We start from the raw sequence: 19,985 nt of genomic DNA on the forward strand, positions 1-19,985 counted from the left end.
ATCAGTCCTTGTGGACGGTCCCGTCCGGGTCCAGCCCCTTGAAGGAGAGCAGGACGATCAGGATGCCGCCGCACACGATCGCGGAGTCGGCGAGGTTGAAGACGGCGAAATGGGCCGGCGCGATGAAGTCGACGACCGCGCCCCGGAACACGCCCGGCGAACGGAAGATCCGGTCGGTCAGGTTGCCCAGCGCGCCGCCCAGCAGCAGGCCGAGCGCGATCGCCCACGGCAGGCTGTAGAGCTTGCGGGCCAGCCGCACGATCACCACGATCACGGAGGCCGCGATGCAGGTGAAGATGATGGTGAAGGCCTCGCCGAAGCCGAAGGCCGCGCCCGGGTTGCGGACCGCCTCGAACTTCAGCAGGTCACCGATGATCTCGATCGGCGGCTGGTGCTCCAGCTTCGCCACGACCAGCATCTTCGTGCCGAGGTCCAGCAGGTAGGCGAGCAACGCCACGACGAGCAGAGCCGTGATCCGACGGCGCCCCTTGGGCCCGGCGGACTCAGGCTGGGTGTCGTCCCCGACCTCCGGCGTACCGATGATGCGCTCCGCCTCTGCCACGTGAGTCCCTCGAACTAGCTCGAACCAGGCTCCTCCTGGACCCTGACGGACACGAGGGTACGTCAGGGTCCCCACGCACCGCCTGCCCCACCTCGCCGGACCCTGCTACTGGGGGGAGAGACGACCTAGTGCCTCCGCTCCTGCTTCTGCTTGCAGTCCACGCAGAGCGTGGCCCGGGGGAAGGCCTGCATCCTGGCCTTGCCGATGGGCTGCCCGCAGTTCTCGCAGAGCCCGTAGGTGCCCGCCTCCAGCCGTTCCAGGGCCCGCTCGGTCTGCTCCAGCATCGAGCTGGCGTTCGCCGCGAGCGCCAGCTCGGACTCCCGGGTGATGTTCTTGGTGCCCGTATCGGCCTGGTCGTCGCCCGCACCGTCGCCGGAGTCCCGCATCAGGCCGGAGATGGCCACCTCGGAGGCGTCCAGCTCGGCCCGCAGTCGCAGCACCTCCGACAGGAGCTCCGTACGCGCGTCCTCGACCTCCTTGGGGGTCCAGGGGTCCTCCCCGGGCCGTACGGCGAGCTCGCCGGGGGCCAGGGCCGCCGTGGCCCGTGCCTTGGGGAGCCCGCTGGTGGCGGCCGCGGCCGTCTTCCTCGCCGCACCTGCGCTCTTCTTGGCAACCACTTTCCGGACTCCCGTCTTCTTCGCGGCATGCGCCGCCCCCTCGGCCCCGGCCTTCTTGGCCGTGACCGTCCGCTTCTCGACGGCGGTCGTCTTCTTGACGGCGGTCGCCTTCCCGTCCGGTGCGCGCGCGCCGGCGGCGGTCTTCCGGGCAGCGGCCGCCTTCTTGGCGGGAGCCGCGTCCTCGGAGCCCTCCGCCTTCCCGGCGGCCTTCCCGACAGCCTTCTTGGCAGTACTCCCGGCGGTCTTCTTCGCCACCATGGCCGCGGCCCCTTCACATACTGTGATCTTTGCTCGCGAATCGTGCCGGAACGATAAATCGACACCGGCCCCGCGGCAACGGGGCACGCATCCATCGAGGTCAACCTGCATCCGTTGTGCCCATCAGGAGCCCCGGTAATCCGCCCCTCCCGCCCCACCCGAGTCGAAACCGGCACCCCGGGCCCATTCGGGTCACGCCGGGGGCGTACGGGGGTCGCACGCGGACCCTCCCCGCGGCCCCGCCACGCCGGGCCGCGGGCCCCCGCAAGGGCCCCCGTAAACCGGTCTGCCGCGCACCCCCCGGGCCCGTACACTGGGCCCAGCGAAAGGCATGGACGGGGACGAGTAGCGTCGTACGCAGCCAGGAGCGACCCGGGGACGGTGAGAGCCCGGGGGCGAGCGCGATGTGAAGGATCACCCCTGAGCCGCCGGAAGAAAGCCCGCACGGGATCCCCGTACGGCGAGTAGAACCGGCTTCGCACCCCAATGAGGGGGCCATCGGATCCGTCCGACGGCCAAGGAGGGTGGTACCGCGGGAGCAGGCGTCCTGGATGGTCAGGAACGACTCTCGTCCCTCCGGACGGAAGTGACACCCCGCCGGAGGAAGAGTTCAGCCTCATGACCACACCGCCGCAGTACCGCCCGGTACCCGCCCAGGTCGACCTGCCTGCCCTCGAGCATGCCGTCCTCGACTTCTGGCGCGAGAGCAAGACCTTCGCCAAGACCCTGGAGCAGTCCGAGGGCCGCCCCGAGTGGGTCTTCTACGAGGGCCCGCCCACCGCGAACGGCATGCCCGGCGCGCACCACATCGAGGCCCGCGTCTTCAAGGACGTCTTCCCCCGCTTCCGCACCATGCGCGGCTACCACGTCGCCCGCAAGGCCGGCTGGGACTGCCACGGCCTGCCCGTCGAGCTCGCCGTCGAGAAGGAGCTGGGCTTCAACGGCAAGCAGGACATCGAGGCGTACGGCATCGCCGAGTTCAACGCCAAGTGCCGCGAGTCCGTGACCCGCCACACCGACGCGTTCACCGAGCTCACGACCCGGATGGGCTACTGGGTCGACCTGGACGACGCCTACCGGACCATGGACCCCGAGTACGTCGAGTCCGTGTGGTGGTCGCTGAAGGAGATCTTCAACAAGGGCCTGCTCACCCAGGACCACCGCGTCGCCCCCTGGTGCCCCCGCTGCGGCACCGGCCTCTCCGACCACGAGCTGGCCCAGGGCTACGAGACCGTCGTGGACCCCTCGGTCTACGTCCGCTTCCCGCTGACCTCCGGCCCCCTCGCGGGCGAGGCGGCGCTGCTGGTCTGGACGACGACCCCGTGGACCCTGGTGTCCAACACGGCCGTGGCCGCGCACCCCGAGGTCAGCTACGTGGTGGCCACGGACGGCAACGAGAAGCTGGTCGTCGCCCAGCCGCTGCTGGAGAAGTCCCTCGGCGAGGGCTGGGAGGCCACCGGCGAGACCTTCACGGGCAAGGAGATGGAGCGCTGGACGTACGAGCGCCCGTTCTCGCTCGTCGAGTTCCCGGCTCCGGCCCACTACGTCGTGAACGCCGAGTACGTCACGACCGAGGACGGCACGGGTCTGGTCCACCAGTCCCCCGCCTTCGGCGCCGACGACCTCGCGGTCTGCCGCGCGTACGGCCTGCCCGTCGTGAACCCGGTCCGCCCCGACGGCACCTTCGAGGAGGAGGTCCCGCTCGTCGGCGGCGTCTTCTTCAAGAAGGCCGACGAGAAGCTGACCGCCGACCTCGACGCGCGCGGCCTGCTCTTCAAGCACATCGCCTACGAGCACAGCTACCCGCACTGCTGGCGCTGCCACACGGCCCTGCTCTACTACGCGCAGCCGTCCTGGTACATCCGCACCACCGCCGTCAAGGACGCGATGTTGCGGGAGAACGAGAAGACCAACTGGTTCCCGGACTCCGTCAAGCAGGGCCGCTTCGGCGACTGGCTGAACAACAACATCGACTGGGCGCTGTCCCGCAACCGCTACTGGGGCACCCCGCTGCCGATCTGGCGCTGCGAGGAGAACCACCTCACCTGCGTGGGCTCGCGCGCCGAGCTCTCCGAGCTGTCCGGCCAGGACCACTCGAACCTGGACCCGCACCGCCCGTACATCGACGAGGTCACCTTCACCTGCACCCACGAGGGCTGCTCCCTGGAGGCCGTCCGGGTCCCGGAGGTCATCGACGCCTGGTACGACTCGGGCTCGATGCCGTTCGCGCAGTGGGGCTACCCGTACAAGAACAAGGAGATCTTCGAGAAGCGCTACCCGGCGCAGTTCATCTCGGAGGCCATCGACCAGACGCGCGGCTGGTTCTACACGCTGATGGCGGTCGGCACCCTCGTCTTCGACAAGTCCTCCTACGAGAACGTGGTCTGCCTGGGCCACATCCTCGCCGAGGACGGCCGCAAGATGTCCAAGCACCTGGGCAACATCCTCCAGCCGATCCCGCTCATGGACCAGCACGGCGCCGACGCGGTGCGCTGGTTCATGGCGGCCGGCGGCTCCCCCTGGGCGGCCCGCCGCGTGGGCCACGGCACGATCCAGGAGGTCGTCCGCAAGACCCTCCTCACGTACTGGAACACGGTCGCCTTCCAGGCCCTGTACGCCCGTACGTCGAACTGGGCGCCGTCCGCCTCCGACCCGGCCCCGGCCGACCGCACGGTCCTGGACCGCTGGCTGCTCTCGGAGCTCCACACGCTCGTCGCCGAGGTCACCGACGCGATGGAGACGTACGACACCCAGCGCGCGGGCAAGCTCCTCTCCGCCTTCGTGGACGACCTGTCGAACTGGTACGTCCGCCGCTCGCGCCGCCGCTTCTGGCAGGGCGACGCGGCCGCGCTGCGCACCCTCCACGACGTGGTCGAGACGGTCACCCGGCTGCTCGCGCCCCTCACGCCGTTCATCACGGAGCGGGTCTGGCAGGACATGGTCGTCCCGGTCACGCCGGACGCCCCGGAGTCGGTGCACCTGTCGTCGTGGCCGGTGGCGGACCGGGCGGCGATCGACCCGGCCCTGTCCCAGCAGATGCAGCTGGTCCGCCGCCTGGTGGAGCTGGGCCGGGCGACGCGCGCCGAGTCGGGCGTCAAGACCCGCCAGCCGCTCTCCCGGGCCCTGGTCGGGGCGGTCGGCTTCGACGCCCTGTCCCCGGAGCTCCAGTCCCAGATCACGGAGGAGCTGAACGTCTCCTCCCTGGCCTCCCTGTCCGAGGTCGGCGGGTCCCTGGTGGACACGACGGCGAAGGCGAACTTCCGGGCACTGGGCAAGCGCTTCGGCAAGGGCGTGCAGGACGTGGCGAAGGCCGTGGCCGCGGCCGATGCGGCGGCGCTGTCACTGGCCCTGCGGTCCGGCACCGCCTCGGTCGAGGTGAACGGCGAGCAGGTCGCCCTCACCCCGGAGGAGGTCATCATCACGGAGACCCCGCGCGAGGGCTGGTCGGTGGCGTCCGACTCGGGCGCGACGGTCGCCCTGGACCTGGAGATCACCCCGGAGCTGCGGCTGGCGGGCCTGGCCCGTGACGCGATCCGCCTGATCCAGGAGGCCCGGAAGAACTCCGGCCTGGACGTCGCGGACCGGATCGCGCTGCGGTGGTCCTCCGCGGACGCGGGGATCGTCACGGCCCTGACGGACCACGCGGCCCTGATCGCGGACGAGGTCCTCGCCACGGACTTCGCCCAGGGTCCGGCCGACGGCACGTACGGCGCCGAGTTCACGGACCAGCCCCTCGGCCTGACGTTCCGCCTCCGCAAGGCCTGACTCCGGCCCCGAGCGGCCCGTACCTCCCCCTCCGGGGCGGTACGGGCCGCTCTTGCTTTTCCCCACCCCGCCCTTTCACCGTTTCCTGGGGCTCCGCCCCGGACCCCCGGAGCCGGGCCGCACCCGGGCAGCAAAACGGGCCGGGCCCGAGGTTCCGTAGAACCTCGGGCCCGGCCCGTAGAGCGCGGCTGCCGACCGCAGAGACGGCGGCGGCGCCTAGTTGTCGTCCTCGTCGATCAGGAAGCCCCGCATCGGCGACGGCGCCTGCATCGGCTGCGGCGCAGCCGGCCGCACCGGAGCCATCGGCTGGGTCATCGCCGGGGACATCTGCTGCTGGTTGCCGCCGTAGGACGGGGCACCCATCGGGGAGGGACCGCCCATGGGGGACGGGCCACCCATCGAGGGACCGCCCATGGAGTGGCCCATCGCGCCGGCCGGAGCCATCGAGGGCGACGGCGACGGCGGCAGCGCGGGACCGGCCGGGTTGCGCGGCGGGGCCAGGGAGTCGTCGGCCTGGGTCTCCAGCTGACGCAGCTGCGACTCCAGGTAGGACTTCAGACGCGTACGGTATTCACGCTCGAAGCCCCGCAGGTCCTCGACCTTGCGCTCCAGCGTGGCGCGGGCGGACTCCAGGGAGCCCATCGCGACGCGGTGCTTCTCCTGGGCGTCCCGCTCCAGCGCGTCGGCCTTGGCGCGGGCGTCCCGCTCCAGGCCCTCGGCGCGCGACCGGGCCTCGCCGACGATCTTGTTGGCCTCGGAGCGGGCCTCCGCGATCGCCTGGTCGGCGGTCTGCTGCGCCAGCGACAGGACGCGGGCGGCGCTGTCGCCGCCGGGGCCCTGCTGCGGGAGCTGCGGCTGCTGCATCTGCTGCATCTGCTGGCCCATCGGCTGCATCTGCTGCCCCATCGGCTGCATCTGCTGGCCCATCGGCTGCATCTGCTGGCCGAGCGGGTTCTGGCCGCCCATCGACTGCTGCTGCATCTGCTGCTGCTGCTGGCCCATGCCCTGGGGGCCACCCATGGGGTGCTGCTGCATGGGGCCGCCCATGGGGCCGCCCATCGGGCCGGGGCCCTGCTGGCCCTGGCCGCCGGGGCCCGGCGGGAGCTGCGGCGCGCCACCCGGCAGCTGGGGCGGGCCCATCTGCGGGTTCTGCTGCTGCGGCGGGCCGGATATGGCCGCGGGCACGGGGGCACCGGGGCCGCGCTGGTCCTGGGGCTCGGGCTTGCGCATGCCCTGCTGCTGCTGGTTCTGCGCGGCGGCACGCGTGGCGGCAGCCAGCTTCGCGCGCAGGTCCTCGTTCTCGCGCAGCAGGCGCGTCAGTTCGGACTCGACCTCGTCGAGGAAGGCGTCGACCTCGTCCTCGTCATAGCCTTCTCGGAGGCGGACGGTTGTGAACTGCTTGTTCCGCACGTCCTCGGGAGTCAGCGGCATGTCTTCTTCACCTCTACGTAGTCGTCGGCAGTCGGCAAGACCGTATCGGGATCGTCCCCGCGCGCGCGGAGAAGTTCATCGTTCATACGCTTCTCGCAGCACCGCTGACGAGACTGATGAGGATGTAAACGATGATCATCAGAACGAAGAAGGACAGGTCGAGTGCCACGCCCCCGAGACGCAACGGCGGAATGGCCCGCCGAAGAAGCTTGAGCGGTGGATCGGTGACAGTGTAGGTGGCCTCCAGAACGACCACCATCGCCTTGCCGGGTGTCCATGAACGTGCGAACTGGAACACGTAGTCCATGACCAGTCGGAAGATCAGCACGATGAGGAAGCACATCAGCGCGATGTAGACCACCTGTAGTGCGACGCCCATCCCGCGCTTCCCTCTCCCCGTTTCCCGCTCTGTTCCCGGTCCCGTATCTGACGGATCGGTCTAGCTTTGGTTGAAGAACCCGCCCTCCGCGATGCGAGCCTTGTCCTCCGCCGTGACATCGACGTTAGCAGGCGACAGCAGGAACACCTTCTGTGTCACGCGTTCAATGCTGCCGTGCAGACCGAACACGAGTCCGGCGGCGAAGTCCACGAGACGCTTCGCATCCGTGTCGTCCATCTCCGTGAGGTTCATGATCACCGGAGTGCCCTCACGGAAGTGTTCCCCGATGGTACGGGCCTCGTTGTAGGTCCGGGGGTGCAGCGTCGTGATGCGGTACGGCTCCCGCTCGGAGACGACCTTGGGCATGATCACGGGGGCGTTCTTCTCCAGGTTCGTGCGATCAGGTGTGATGGATGCCACGGGGGCGATTCGCGCAGGACGTCCGTTTTCCACCGGAATTGGGATGGGCTCACGCTGCGCCGGAGGCTGTACGGCTCGTACCGGTTCGTCCGATACGGGCGATTGGTGCACGGGCTGCTGTCGGCGATCCCGCTCCCGAGCCCGCTCCATCTCCGGCTCGGGCTCGAACTCGTCGTCGGGGTCGTACCCCGGGTTGTCGTACCGGTCGTCCTCCACGAGGCCGAGGTAGACCGCCATCTTGCGCATCGCGCCGGCCATTCTCCGAGTCCTCCGCTCTGTGGTGGATCGCCCTGTCGCAGGTGCCGCCGTGTCACGAATGTCACCAACTGCCCGCGATCCACGTGGTCTGCCCGCTCATCAGCGGGAATGACCATATTTTCTGCTGTGGTCCGACTTTCTTCGCGACGTTACCCGAGCCGGGGTCTCGCGCCGAGTACCGCAGTGCCGACGCGTACATGTGTCGCACCGGCCACAACGGCCTGTTCCAGGTCTGCGCTCATCCCGGCCGACACCATCGTGGCAGCCGGATGGTCCACGCGCATGCGGGATGACAATTCCATCAACCGCTCGAAAGCGGCCTGTTCGCGTCCCGCGTAGTGGCCGGACAGCGGAGCGACCGTCATCAGGCCGTCGATGCGCAGTCCGGGGGCCCCGGCGACGAGGTCCGCCAGTTCCGCGAGCTGCTCCGGCGCCGCCCCTCCCCGGGTCCCGCGCTCCCCCGACTCCGCGTCGAGGGCGATCTGCACGAGGCAGCCGAGCTCGCGGTCGGCGCTCACCGCGGCCGCCGAGAGGGCGGTCACGAGTTTCGGTCGGTCGACCGACTGCACCACGTGTGCGTATCCCGCCACAGAACGGACTTTGTTCGTCTGCAACTGGCCGACGAAGTGCCAGCTGAGCGGCAGATCCGAGCAGGCCGCGGCCTTGGGGGCGGCATCCTGGTCCCGATTCTCCGCAACATGACGGACACCCAGCTCCGCCAGCAGTCGTACGTCGCTCGCGGGGTAGGTCTTGGTGACCACGATGAGCGTCACCTCGTCCCGCGCCCGTCCCGCCCCCGCGCAGGCGGACGAGATACGTTCCTCCACCCGCGCCAGGTTCTCGGCGAGCTGCGCCTTACGATCCGTCATTCTTCTTTTCCCCCGGGAGTCCGGGGGTCGCCCCCCGGGAATCCTCCGTCAACCAGACATAACCGGCAAGCCGCCCGGTCACCCGGTCGCGGCGGTACGAGAAGTGGTCCCGCGACTCCAGTGTGCAGACCGGGGAGCGGCTGCTGTTCACCACCCCCGCCTCCGCGAGCTGGGCGTGCACCCCGGCGACCACGTCCACGGCCGGTGTCCCCCAGCCGGTCTCGGCCCGGGCGGCGGGGACCACTTCGGCCACCGCCTCCCGCATCTGCGCGGGCACCTCGTAGCAGCGTCCGCAGACCGCGGGTCCCGTACGGGCCAGGATCCGACCGGGGTCGGCCCCGAGAGCGACCATCGCCTCCACCGCGGCGGGCACCACCCCTGCGACCAGCCCCGGCCGCCCCGCGTGGGCGGCGGCCGCGACCCCGGCGACGGGGTCGGCCAGCAGGACGGGCGTGCAGTCGGCCGTGAGTACCGCCAGGGCGAGTCCCCGACGGGCGGTCACCACCGCGTCCACCGCGGGAACCTGCTGCTCACCGCCGTCGGCGTCCGCGCCCCAGGGCCCGTCCACCACCGCCACGTCCCGGCCGTGCACCTGGTTCATCCAGACCACCCGGTCCGGGGCGAGCCCCAGGGAGCGCGCCGCCCGTGCCCGGTTCGCGAGAACGGCGGCCGGGTCGTCTCCGACCGCGCCGCCGAGATTGAGCTCCTCGTACGGAACGGCGCTCACCCCGCCCCACCGGTCGGTGAAGGCGAAGTGGGCGCCGCCCACGTGATGCTGCTCCGGTGTCACTTCAAGAAGTCCGGGACATCCAGCTCCTCGGCCGGGCTGTCCTGGTACGGGCGGGCCGTGGGGACCTGCGGCGCGGGGGCCTGGACCTCGACCGGAGCCGCCTCGACCGGAGCCGGGGGCTCCTCACGGGGGGTGACCGAGCCGAGTCCGCCGAAGGCCGGGCGGGCCGGCTCGGCGGCGCGGACCGGAGCCGGGGCCGGCTCCTCGCGCTTGGTGGACGCGGCGCCGATGACGTTGTCCCGGCGGGCCGGGGGCTGTCCGCCGTCGAACCCGGCCGCGATGACGGTGACCCGTACCTCGTCGCCGAGCGCGTCGTCGATGACGGCGCCGAAGATGATGTTCGCCTCGGGGTGAGCGGCCTCGCTGACCAGCTGCGCGGCCTCGTTGATCTCGAAGAGACCGAGGTCCGAGCCACCGGAGATGGAGAGCAGCACGCCGCGGGCGCCGTCGATGGACGCCTCGAGCAGCGGCGAGGAGATCGCCATCTCGGCCGCGGCCACCGCGCGGTCGTCGCCGCGGGCCGAGCCGATGCCCATCAGGGCCGAGCCCGCCTCGGACATCACGGACTTGACGTCGGCGAAGTCGAGGTTGATCAGACCCGGGGTCGTGATGAGGTCGGTGATGCCCTGGACGCCCGAGAGCAGGACCTGGTCGGCCGACTTGAAGGCGTCGAGCACGCTGACCTGGCGGTCCGAGATGGACAGCAGCCGGTCGTTGGGGATGACGATGAGGGTGTCGACCTCTTCGCGGAGCTCGGCGATGCCGTCCTCCGCCTGGTTCGCACGGCGCCGGCCCTCGAAGGTGAACGGCCGGGTGACCACACCGATCGTCAGGGCGCCCAGCGAGCGCGCGATGTTGGCGACGACGGGTGCGCCGCCGGTGCCGGTGCCGCCGCCCTCACCGGCGGTGACGAAGACCATGTCGGCCCCCTTGAGGACCTCCTCGATCTCCTCGCGGTGGTCCTCTGCCGCCTTGCGACCGACGGCCGGGTTGGCGCCGGCGCCGAGGCCACGGGTGAGTTCCCGGCCGACGTCGAGCTTGACGTCGGCGTCGCTCATCAACAGCGCCTGGGCGTCCGTGTTGATGGCGATGAACTCGACGCCCTTGAGACCGACCTCGATCATTCGGTTGATGGCATTGACACCACCGCCGCCGACACCGATGACCTTGATGACTGCGAGGTAGTTCTGCGGTGCTGCCACGTCGAAGGCCTCTCGCCTCGAGTTACGTGTCGCCGCCTCGCGGGCCTGCGTTGCGACGACTGATGCCGAAATAGGGACGGTCCGAACGCGCCGACCCGAACCCTCACCCTGAAGTTTAGGGTTAGGGGTGTGTCTGTTCCTCGGACTCTTCCGAACAGGACACTAAGTCGACAAGTAGCGCGTGTTCAACGAACACGCCGAACCTCCCGTTTTTCTTTTCACCCTATGTGATCACCCGTATCGCTGGCCAACCAGGGTGCGCCGCTGTTGGACCGGACGTCAACTCCCGGACACAGCAGGGGCGGTGGGGACGCTCACGTCGAAGTGACCGGCCTTGGGCGCGGCCTTCAACAAAGCGTTCAGCGCGCGCCCCTTCGCGTCGCTCTGTTCGCCGCTCCCCCACGTCACGGAGCGCCCGCCGGTCAGCTCCAGGACGACCGAATCGTAGGAACCCACCTTGACCTGCACGGTTTGCTCGGCGATCGGTTCCGGGAGGGCGCCCGCGACGAGCACGGCCTCGTGCAGCAGCCGCTCCTCGTCGAAGCGGCGGGCACTCGGCGATCGACCGGCGTTCAATTCGAGGACCGGAACACCCGCGGGCGCTTTCGGAACAGTGTCGAATCGCACACCCGATGCGTCCACTTCCACGAAGTCGGAGTCCTTTTTGATGAGCAGGACGGGTTTGCGTTCCGTCACTTTCAGACCGATCCCGTGCGGCCAGGCCCGCACCACATCGACCGAATCGATGCGGGGCAGCCTGCCGCGGACGCGGGCCTCGATCTCGTCGGTGTCCACGCTCACCAGCGGCGCTCCGACGGGAACGGCGGCCGCGCCGAGGACCTGCTCGGAGGTGAGCACGTCCATGCCGGCGGCGGAGACCTTCTCGACGCGGAGCCAGGAGGAGCCGTAGAGGACCCAGGTGCCGCCCGCGACGAGGAGCACCGCTGCGGCCAGGGAGGCCAGCACGGGCCCCCGGCGCAGGCGTGCGCCGGGGCCCCCGGGGCCGGGCCTGCGGGCCGACTTGGTGCCCTCCGGGCCCTTCGGGGCCTTGGGGCGCTTCGGTGGCTTGGGCGGCTTGGGAGCGCCGGCGCCCTTGCGGGCGGACGGGCCGGACCGATCAGAAAACGGTGTTCCGCGCTGTGCGGTCGTCCCTCCGGCCACTCCTGTGCCTCCTACGTCTGCGCTACCCGCCTCAGCGGGACCTGTGGGCCGCGATCGCCTCGTACACCATGCCGACCAGGAGCTCGTCGGCGTCCCGGCGGCCGAACTCACCGGCGGCGCGGGACATCTCGTAGAGGCGGTGCGGGTCGGACAGCACCGGGAGGACCTGGCTGAGCACCCAGTCGGGCGTCAGCTCCGCGTCGTCCACGAGCAGGCCGCCGCCGGCCTTGACCACCGGCTGGGCGTTGAGCCGCTGTTCACCGTTGCCGATCGGCAACGGGACGTAGGCGGCGGGAAGCCCCACGGCGGAGAGTTCGGCGACGGTCATCGCACCCGCGCGGCACAGCATCATGTCGGCGGCGGCGTACGCGAGATCCATCCGGTCCACGTACGGTACCGGCACATACGGCGGCATCCCGGGCATGTTGTCGACACGCGGCAGTTCGTTCTTCGGCCCGACGGCGTGCAGGATCTGGATTCCGGAGCGCTGGAGGGTCGGCGCGACCTGCTGGATCGTCTCGTTGAGGCGACGGGCGCCCTGCGAGCCACCGGAGACCAGCAGCGTGGGCAGGTTGGGGTCCAGGCCGAAGGCGGCGCGCGCCTCGGGGCGGACCGCGGCCCGGTCGAGGGTCGAGATCGAGCGGCGCAGCGGGATGCCCACGTAGCGGGCCCCGCGCAGCTTGCTGTCGGGGGTGGAGACCGCGACGGCGTGCGCGTACCGGGAGCCGATCTTGTTGGCCAGTCCGGGCCGGGCGTTGGCCTCGTGGACGATGATCGGCACCCCGAGCCGCTTGGCCGCCAGGTAGCCGGGCAGTGCCACGTACCCGCCGAAGCCGACGACGCAGTCGGCCTTGGTGCGGATGAGGATCTCCTCCGCGGCCTTGATGGTGCCGCGCAGCCGCCCGGGGACGGTGATCAGTTCCGGGGTCGGCTTGCGGGGCAGCGGTACGGCGGGGATCAGCCCCAGCTCGTAACCGCGTTCCGGCACCAGGCGGGTCTCAAGTCCGCGCTCCGTGCCGAGGGCGGTGATGCCCACTGAAGGGTCCTGCCTGCGCAGGGCGTCCGCGAGGGCGAGCGCCGGCTCGATGTGGCCGGCGGTCCCCCCACCGGCGAGTACGACATGCACCGAAATTCACCGCTCTCCGGACGGACGCTTCTTGACGCGCCGTCTCATCGACTTCCATCTCACCCCGGTCCGCCGCCAGCCGGTCTTCGGCTGCCGCATCGCGAGGGCCGCGCGCGCCGCCGGCTCCTCCCTCGCGAAGGCGATGAGCAGTCCGACCGCGAACATGGTCGGCAGCAGGGCTGACCCTCCGTAGGAGAACAGCGGGAGCGGGACTCCGGCGATCGGCAGCAGGCCGAGCACCGCACCGATGTTGATCACGGCCTGGGCCGTGATCCAGGTGGTCACGCCTCCCGCGGCAAACCGTACGAAGGAATCCTCCGTGCGTCCGGCCACGCGGATACCCGCATAGCCTAGGGCCGCGAACAGGGCGAGCACCGACAGTGTCCCCGCCAGACCCAATTCCTCCCCGGTGATGGCGAAGATGAAGTCGGTGTGGGCTTCGGGTAGTTGCCCCCATTTTTCCACACTTGCACCCAGGCCGGAACCGAACCAGCCGCCCGATGCGAGGGCGTAGATCCCGTGAACGGCCTGCCAGCAAAGGTCGTTCTTGCCCGGTTCTGTCGCGCCGAGGCACTCCAGCCGGTCCATCCGGTGCGGGCTCGTCTTGATGAGCAGTGCGACGATCGCACCCGCGAAGGCGAGCACCCCGACGAACATCCGGGTCGGGGCCCCGGCCAGCCAGAGCAGACCGAAGAGGATGGCGCCGAGGATCATCGCGGTGCCCATGTCCCCGCCCAGCATGATCAGCCCGAGCAGCAGGAAGGCCACCGGGACCAGCGGCACCAGCAGGTGCTTCCACTGGCTCAGCAGCCCCTTGTCGCCCTTGCGTGCCAGCAGGTCGGCGCCCCACAGGATCAGTGCCAGCTTGCCGAACTCGCTGGGCTGGAGCATGAACGGACCACCGAGGGAGATCCAGTTCTGGTTGCCGTTGATCGAGACGCCTATCCCCGGAACCTGGACCAGGACCATCAGGAAGAGCGTGCCGGCGAGCACCGGGTACGAGAGCGCGCGGTGCAGTTTGACCGGCATCCGGGAGGCGGCCAGCAGGAGTGCGCCGCCGATGAGGGCGGCCAGGAACTGCTTCTTGAAGAAGTACGCGTCACCGAGGCCGAGCTGGAGGGCCTTGATCATCGACGCGGAGTACACCATCACCAGACCCAGCACGGTGATGAGCAGCGAACTGCCGAAAATCAGGTAATAGGCCGTGAGCGGGCGGTCCCAGGCCTTCTGCAACTGCCGCTGCGTACGCCGCAAGCCGGCCAGCGGCCCGCGCCCGGCGGGCCGCTTCGAACCCACCGCAGGGCGTTTGCGGCCCTGCGCCTTCACGGCGGACGGCCGCCGCCCCGGCAGCATCTGCTTGGCCGGCATCTGTGATCTTCCCCTCCACTCGTACGAGGCGAGCAGCCGGCCGGAGGGAACCTGTCCCGGAGCTCCCGGCCTAGGCCGTGTCCGCAGCGTTCTCGGCGGCCAGTTCGCGCACTGCGTCGGCGAATGCGTCCCCACGCTTGTTGTAGTTCGCGAACATGTCCATCGAGGCGCAGGCAGGTGCCAGCAGGACCGTGTCGCCGGGCTCGGCGAGCGCGGCGGCTTCCCGGACCGCTGCGAGCATCGCCCCAGTGTCGGTCCGGTCGAGGTCGACGACCGGGACCTCGGGGGCGTGTCGCGCCAGCGCCTCGGCGATGAGCGCCCGGTCGGCGCCGATCAGCACCGCGCCGCGCAGCCGCTTCGCGGACTTCTGCACGAGCTCGTCGAAGGTCGCGCCCTTGGCCAGGCCCCCGGCGATCCAGACGACCGGCTCGAAGGCCGCGAGGGAGGCCTCGGCCGCGTGCGTGTTGGTGGCCTTGGAGTCGTCGATGTAGGTGACCGAGGCGACCTCGTCCACGTACGCGACGCGGTGGGCGTCCGGACGGAAGTCGCGCAGCCCGTCGCGGACCGCGCGCGGCTCCACGCCGAAGGCGCGGGCCAGGGCGGCCGCGGCGAGCGCGTTGGCGATGTTGTGCGGGGCGGGCGGGTTGACGTCCTTGACCTCGGCGAGCTCCTGGGCGTTCTTCTGCCGGTTCTCGACGAAGGCCCGGTCGACGAGGATCCCGTCGACGATGCCGAGCATGGAGGGGCCGGGGGCGCCGAGGGTGAATCCGATCGCCCGGCAGCCCTCCTCGACGTCGGCCTCGACGACCAGGTCCTCGGTGGCCCTGTCGGCCACGTTGTAGACGCAGGCGACCGTGTTGCCCTCGTAGATCCGGCCCTTGTCGGCCGCGTAGGCCTCCATCGAGCCGTGCCAGTCGAGGTGGTCCGGGGCCAGGTTGAGCACGGCCGCCGAGTGGACGCGCAGCGAGGGCGCCCAGTGCAGCTGGTAGCTGGAGAGTTCCACGGCGAGCACGTCGTACTCCTGCTCGCCGAGCACCACGTCGATGATCGGCGTGCCGATGTTGCCGACGGCGGCGGTGCGCAGGCCCGCGGCCTTCAGGATCGACGCCAGCATCTGCGTGGTGGTGGTCTTGCCGTTGGTGCCGGTGATCGCGAGCCAGGGCGCCGGGTCCTTGCGGGGCGCCGAGGCGTCCGCCGCGCCGGAGCGCGCGGCGCGCAGCTCCTGGCCCACCTCGCGCAGCTGCCAGGCGATCTCGACGTCCCCCACCACGTCCACACCGGCCGCGGCGGCGGCCTCGAACAGCGGGCTGTCGGGCTTCCAGCCGGGCGAGGTGACGACCAGTTCGGTGCCTTCGGGCAGGACCTCTCCCGCGTGGCCGCCGTCCTCCAGGCGGCCGAGGCGGACGGTGATGCCCTCCGCTGCGAGTTCGGCGGCCCGGGCGCGCTGCGCGTCGCCGTCGCCGTTGTCGACGACGGTCACCACTGCGCCGAGGCCGGCCAGGGCGCGGGCGGCACTGATGCCGCTCACGCCGAGACCGGCGACGGTGATGTTCTTGTCCTGCCAGGCCGTCACTTGTCGGCTGCCCATCCCGCGTAGAAGAGACCGAGACCCACGATCACGCACATGCCCTGGATGATCCAGAAGCGGACCACGACGAGGACCTCGGACCAGCCCTTGAGCTCGAAGTGGTGCTGGAGCGGCGCCATCCGGAAGACGCGCTTGCCGGTCATCTTGAAGGAGCCGACCTGGATGACGACCGACATCGTGATGAGTACGAAGAGGCCGCCGAGGAGCGCCATCAGGAACTCCGTGCGGGAGCAGATGGCCAGGCCCGCGAGCGCGCCGCCGAGGGCGAGCGAGCCGGTGTCACCCATGAAGATCTTGGCGGGCGAGGTGTTCCACCACAGGAAGCCGAAGCAGGCGCCCATGAGGGCGGAGGCGACGACGGCGAGGTCGAGCGGATCGCGTACCTCGAAGCAGGCGTTCGGGTTCGTGAGGTCGGCCGCCATGGCGCAGGACTCCTGGAACTGCCACACGCCGATGAAGGTGTAGGCACCGAAGACCATCACGGCGGCGCCGGTCGCGAGACCGTCCAGACCGTCGGTGAGGTTCACGCCGTTGGACATCGCCAGGATCATGAACAGCGCCCAGACCACGAACAGCACCGGGCCGATCGACCAGCCGAAGTCCGTGACGAACGACAGCCTGGTGGAGGCCGGGGTCAACCCGCGCGAGTCCTTGAACTGGAGGGCCAGCACCGCGAAGGCGATGCCGACGATCAGCTGGCCGGACATCTTCGCCTTGGCCCGCAGACCCAGCGAACGCCGCTTGACGATCTTGATGTAGTCGTCCAGGTACCCGACGATGCCCATGCCCGCCATCAGGAACAGGACGAGCAGGCCCGAGAAGCTCGGTTCGCTGCCGGTGAGCACCTTCGTCAGGGCGTACGCGATGAGCGTCGCCAGGATGAAGGAGATACCGCCCATCGTGGGCGTGCCCTTCTTCCCGGCGTGGCCGCGGGGGCCGTCGTCGCGGATGAACTGGCCGTAGCCCTTGCGGGCCAGAAGCTTGATCAGCAACGGGGTACCGACAACGGTGAGGAACATGCCGATGACACCGGCGAACAGGATCTGCCTCATCGGTCGGCGACCTCGCCCTCGACAGTGCTGTCGAGCAGCGCCTGGGCCACCCGCTCCAGACCGGCCGACCTGGAAGCCTTCACCAGCACGACGTCACCCGGGCGCAGTTCACTGCGCAACAGGTCGACCGCCGCCTGCGCGTCGGACACGAGCACCGACTCCTCACCCCACGAACCCTCGTTATATGCGCCCAGTTGCAGCCAGGAGGCTTCCCTGCCCCCGACTGCGACGAGCTTGCTCACGTTGAGCCGGACGACAAGTCGTCCGACCGCGTCGTGCTCGGCGAGCGCGTCGTCTCCGAGCTCGGCCATCGGGCCGAGCACCGCCCACGTGCGTCCCCCGTTCGCCCTGCCGGCACCGCCCATCGCGGCGAGCGCGCGCAGTGCGGCCCGCATGGACTCGGGGTTCGCGTTGTAGGCGTCGTTGACGATCGTCACACCGTCCGCCCGCTCGGTGACCTCCATCCGCCACCGGGACAGCGTGCCCGCTCCGGAGAGTGCCGTGGCGATCTCCTGTGCGGACATGCCAAGAACATGGGCGACGGCGGCCGCGGCGAGCGCGTTCGACACGTGGTGCTCACCGTACAGCCGCAAGGTCACGTCACTGCACCCGGTCGGTGTGTGCAGTGTGAAGGAAGGCTGTCCGCTGTCCGTCATCCGGACTTCGGTGGCCCGGATCTCGGCGTCGTCGGCCTCGCCGAACAGGACCGTACGGGCCTTCGTGCGCGCGGCCATCCCGCGAACCAGCAGGTCATCGGCGTTGAGCACGGCGACGCCGCCCTCCGCCTCGGCCGGCAGCGCCTCGACCAGCTCCCCCTTGGCCTGCGCGATCTGCTCACGGCCGCCGAACTCGCCGATGTGGGCGGTGCCGACGTTGAGGACCAGACCGATCCGCGGGGGCGTCAGTCCGGTGAGGTAGCGGATGTGGCCGATGCCGCGGGCGCCCATCTCCAGGACCAGGTGCTGGGTTTCCTCGGTGACGCGCAGCGTCGTGATCGGCAGGCCGATCTCGTTGTTGAGGTTCCCGGGGGTCCACACGGTCGGCGCGTGGTGCTGGAGCACCTGCGCGATGAGGTCCTTGGTGGAGGTCTTGCCTGCGGACCCGGTGAGGGCCACGACGTCGGTGCCCAGGCGGGTGACCACGGCCCGGGCGAGCGCTCCGAGGGCGGCCACCACATCGGGGACGACGACGGCCGGTACGCCGACGGGCCGGGTGGCGAGGACGGCCACGGCTCCCGCGGACACCGCGCGTTCGGCGTAGTCGTGGCCGTCCACCCGCTCGCCCACGAAGGCGGCGAACAGGCTGCCCGGCGCGACCTCGCGGGAGTCGTAGACCACGGGACCGGTGACCTGGACGGACGGATCCGGTATGTCGTGGGGCCGCCCGCCGGTGATGTCGGCGATCTCGGCGAGGGAAAGGGCGATCACTGGTTCACCTCGGCCTGTCGGACCTGAATCTTCCGATCGAGCACGGCCTGGTGCTCGATCGCGGCACGGAGCACCGTGCGGTCGTCGAAGGGGCGGACGACACCGGCGGTGTCCTGGCCCTGCTCGTGGCCCTTGCCGGCCACCAGCACGGTGTCACCGGGCCGGGCGCGGGCGACGGCGGCCGCGATGGCCGCGGCCCGGTCGGCGTCGACGAGGACGGTGCCCCGCTCGGCGGGCGGTACGGACACGGCGCCCTCGAACATCGCGGCGAGGATCGCGAGCGGGTCCTCGGAGCGCGGGTTGTCGGAGGTCAGTACGGCCACGTCGGCGAACCGGGCGGCCGCGGCGCCCATCGGGCCGCGCTTGGTGGTGTCGCGGTCGCCGCCGCAGCCGAGCACGATGTGCAGCTTGCCCTCGGTGACCTCGCGCAGCGCGCGCAGCACCGATTCCACGGCGTCCGTCTTGTGCGCGTAGTCGACGACGGCGAGGTACGGCTGTCCCGCGTCCACCCGCTCCAGCCGGCCGGGGACCCCGGGGACCGCGGCGACGCCGTCGGCGGCGGTCTGCGGGTCGAGGCCGGCGGCGGCGAGCGTGACGATCGCGGCAACGGTGTTGGCCACGTTGAACGGGCCGGGCAGCGGCGCGGTGGCCCGTACGCGCTGTCCTTCGGGGCCCAGCAGGGTCAGGGTGGAGCTCGCCGGTCCGAACACCACGTCCTCGGCACGCCAGTCGGCGGCCGGGTCGCCCGCGGCGGAGAAGGTGACGACCGGGACGGTCGCCTCCTTGGCCAGGCGGCGGCCGTACTCGTCGTCGAGGTTGACCACGCCCAGGCGGGCCCGGCGGGCCGTGAAGAGCCCCGCCTTGGCCTGGAAGTAGTCCTCCATGTCGGAGTGGAACTCCATGTGCTCCGGGCTGAGGTTGTTGAAGACGGCGACGTCGAAGACGCAGCCGTCGACCCGGCCGAGCACCAGTGCGTGGCTGGAGACCTCCATGGCCACGGCCTCGACCCCGCGTTCGCGCATGACCGCGAAGAGGGCCTGGAGGTCGGTGGCCTCGGGGGTGGTCCGCTCGGACTTGATGCGCTCGTCGCCGATGCGCATCTCGACGGTGCCGACCAGCCCGGTGCTGCGGCCCGCCGCGCGCAGACCGCCCTCGACGAGGTACGCCGTGGTGGTCTTGCCGGAGGTACCGGTGATGCCGATCTGGAGCAGGTCCTCGCCGGGGCGGCCGTAGATCGCGGCGGCGAGCTCTCCCATCCGGCCGCGCGGGTCGTCGACCGTGAGGACCGGCAGGCCGGTCGCCGCGGCGCGTTCCGACCCCGCGGGGTCGGTCAGTACGGCGGCGGCGCCGAGGCCGGCCGCCTGGGCGGCGAAGTCGGCGCCGTGGGTCCTGGCTCCCGGAAGGGCCGCGTACAGGTCACCGGGGCGGACCGCACGGGAGTCGTGCGTGATGCCGGTGATCTGCGCCGCACCGGGCGCGGGGATGCCCAGCAGGGTGGCCAGCTCGCCCAGCGGGCTCGGGCTGGCGGACGCGGGCCGGGGCGCTCCCGGCGGCGTTGCCGGGACTTTCTGGGCGGTTCTGGGCTGATCAGCGTGGGGCACGGCGGTGAGCGTACCGGGCGCGGCGGGCCGCCCGCGAAGTGAGGGCCCGGCCTCGGCTTCGCCGGTCGTCCGGTTCCCGGGTTTCGGGGTGATCGTTGTCACTGATGGTGC

16 protein-coding genes are annotated in these 19,985 nt (G+C 70.8%); 1 reads left to right on the forward strand and 15 read right to left on the reverse strand.

The genetic code is table 11. The features are described 5' to 3' along the window. Window position 1: 1 nt before the first annotated feature. On the reverse strand, window positions 2-544 hold the full coding sequence (lspA, locus tag IE257_RS00775) for a signal peptidase II (RefSeq protein WP_229920092.1): 543 nt from the start codon (window positions 542-544) through the stop codon (window positions 2-4). A 143-nt stretch (window positions 545-687) separates the two neighbouring features. After that, entirely contained in the window at window positions 688-1,437 is a 750-nt protein-coding gene (locus IE257_RS00780; protein ID WP_189963502.1) for a TraR/DksA family transcriptional regulator, read from the reverse strand. A gap of 618 nt (window positions 1,438-2,055) precedes the next feature. Here IE257_RS00780 and ileS point away from each other — a divergent pair. Continuing rightward, window positions 2,056-5,202, forward strand: coding sequence for an isoleucine--tRNA ligase (ileS, locus tag IE257_RS00785; RefSeq protein WP_189963504.1), 3,147 nt, complete (start codon window positions 2,056-2,058; stop codon window positions 5,200-5,202). 216 nt (window positions 5,203-5,418) lie between these two features. Here ileS and IE257_RS00790 read toward each other — a convergent pair whose 3' ends face one another. The 13 genes from IE257_RS00790 to IE257_RS00850 all read right to left on the reverse strand — a co-directional run bounded on the left by IE257_RS00790 (window position 5,419) and on the right by IE257_RS00850 (window position 19,976). Continuing rightward, the gene (locus tag IE257_RS00790; protein ID WP_189963505.1) at window positions 5,419-6,633 is read right to left on the reverse strand and encodes a DivIVA domain-containing protein; all 1,215 of its coding nucleotides are present in this window, start codon (window positions 6,631-6,633) and stop codon (window positions 5,419-5,421) included. An 82-nt stretch (window positions 6,634-6,715) separates the two neighbouring features. Further along, window positions 6,716-7,012 (reverse strand): YggT family protein, encoded by a 297-nt coding sequence (locus IE257_RS00795; protein WP_189963507.1) that lies wholly within the window; start codon window positions 7,010-7,012, stop codon window positions 6,716-6,718. A gap of 60 nt (window positions 7,013-7,072) precedes the next feature. After that, entirely contained in the window at window positions 7,073-7,690 is a 618-nt protein-coding gene (locus IE257_RS00800) for a cell division protein SepF (protein ID WP_030031797.1), read from the reverse strand. 149 nt (window positions 7,691-7,839) lie between these two features. Continuing rightward, entirely contained in the window at window positions 7,840-8,559 is a 720-nt protein-coding gene (locus IE257_RS00805) for a YggS family pyridoxal phosphate-dependent enzyme (RefSeq protein WP_189963509.1), read from the reverse strand. Further along, window positions 8,546-9,349 (reverse strand): peptidoglycan editing factor PgeF, encoded by an 804-nt coding sequence (gene pgeF / locus IE257_RS00810; RefSeq protein WP_229920038.1) that lies wholly within the window; start codon window positions 9,347-9,349, stop codon window positions 8,546-8,548. The genes IE257_RS00805 and pgeF overlap by 14 nt, the downstream gene beginning before the upstream one ends. Further along, a complete protein-coding gene (gene ftsZ, locus IE257_RS00815; protein WP_052872570.1) occupies window positions 9,346-10,551 on the reverse strand; it encodes a cell division protein FtsZ in 1,206 nt (401 codons plus the stop codon). The genes pgeF and ftsZ overlap by 4 nt, the downstream gene beginning before the upstream one ends. A 279-nt stretch (window positions 10,552-10,830) precedes the next feature. Continuing rightward, a complete protein-coding gene (locus IE257_RS00820) occupies window positions 10,831-11,712 on the reverse strand; it encodes a cell division protein FtsQ/DivIB (protein ID WP_308277907.1) in 882 nt (293 codons plus the stop codon). 31 nt (window positions 11,713-11,743) lie between these two features. After that, window positions 11,744-12,838, reverse strand: coding sequence for an undecaprenyldiphospho-muramoylpentapeptide beta-N-acetylglucosaminyltransferase (gene murG, locus IE257_RS00825; protein ID WP_030010979.1), 1,095 nt, complete (start codon window positions 12,836-12,838; stop codon window positions 11,744-11,746). A gap of 6 nt (window positions 12,839-12,844) precedes the next feature. Beyond that, window positions 12,845-14,206, reverse strand: a complete 1,362-nt coding sequence (gene ftsW, locus IE257_RS00830) for a putative lipid II flippase FtsW (protein ID WP_189963511.1) — start codon at window positions 14,204-14,206, stop codon at window positions 12,845-12,847. Between the two features lie 70 nt (window positions 14,207-14,276). Then, complete coding sequence (gene murD, locus IE257_RS00835) at window positions 14,277-15,794, reverse strand: UDP-N-acetylmuramoyl-L-alanine--D-glutamate ligase (RefSeq protein WP_189963513.1); 1,518 nt, start codon at window positions 15,792-15,794, stop codon at window positions 14,277-14,279. Beyond that, window positions 15,776-16,846: a phospho-N-acetylmuramoyl-pentapeptide-transferase gene (gene mraY, locus IE257_RS00840; protein ID WP_189963515.1), complete on the reverse strand. Its 1,071-nt coding sequence runs from the start codon at window positions 16,844-16,846 to the stop codon at window positions 15,776-15,778. Before mraY ends, murD begins: the two co-directional genes overlap by 19 nt. Continuing rightward, the gene (locus IE257_RS00845) at window positions 16,843-18,273 is read right to left on the reverse strand and encodes a UDP-N-acetylmuramoyl-tripeptide--D-alanyl-D-alanine ligase (protein WP_189963517.1); all 1,431 of its coding nucleotides are present in this window, start codon (window positions 18,271-18,273) and stop codon (window positions 16,843-16,845) included. Before IE257_RS00845 ends, mraY begins: the two co-directional genes overlap by 4 nt. Next, on the reverse strand, window positions 18,270-19,976 hold the full coding sequence (locus IE257_RS00850; RefSeq protein WP_189963519.1) for a UDP-N-acetylmuramoyl-L-alanyl-D-glutamate--2,6-diaminopimelate ligase: 1,707 nt from the start codon (window positions 19,974-19,976) through the stop codon (window positions 18,270-18,272). The genes IE257_RS00845 and IE257_RS00850 overlap by 4 nt, the downstream gene beginning before the upstream one ends. Window positions 19,977-19,985: the final 9 nt, after the last annotated feature.

Source organism: Streptomyces avidinii (assembly GCF_014650695.1).
Classification (GTDB): Bacteria; Actinomycetota; Actinomycetes; order Streptomycetales; family Streptomycetaceae; genus Streptomyces; species Streptomyces avidinii.

Bases quoted from the DNA above. Each gene is read 5' to 3' on its own strand.
- IE257_RS00780 (WP_189963502.1), bottom strand. From the start codon at position 1,437: ATGGTGGCGAAGAAGACCGCCGGGAGTACTGCCAAGAAGGCTGTCGGG.
- ileS (WP_189963504.1), top strand. From the start codon at position 2,056: ATGACCACACCGCCGCAGTACCGCCCGGTACCCGCCCAGGTCGACCTG.
- IE257_RS00790 (WP_189963505.1), bottom strand. From the start codon at position 6,633: ATGCCGCTGACTCCCGAGGACGTGCGGAACAAGCAGTTCACAACCGTC.
- IE257_RS00795 (WP_189963507.1), bottom strand. From the start codon at position 7,012: ATGGGCGTCGCACTACAGGTGGTCTACATCGCGCTGATGTGCTTCCTC.
- IE257_RS00800 (WP_030031797.1), bottom strand. From the start codon at position 7,690: ATGGCCGGCGCGATGCGCAAGATGGCGGTCTACCTCGGCCTCGTGGAG.
- IE257_RS00805 (WP_189963509.1), bottom strand. From the start codon at position 8,559: ATGACGGATCGTAAGGCGCAGCTCGCCGAGAACCTGGCGCGGGTGGAG.
- ftsW (WP_189963511.1), bottom strand. From the start codon at position 14,206: ATGCCGGCCAAGCAGATGCTGCCGGGGCGGCGGCCGTCCGCCGTGAAG.
- murD (WP_189963513.1), bottom strand. From the start codon at position 15,794: ATGGGCAGCCGACAAGTGACGGCCTGGCAGGACAAGAACATCACCGTC.
- mraY (WP_189963515.1), bottom strand. From the start codon at position 16,846: ATGAGGCAGATCCTGTTCGCCGGTGTCATCGGCATGTTCCTCACCGTT.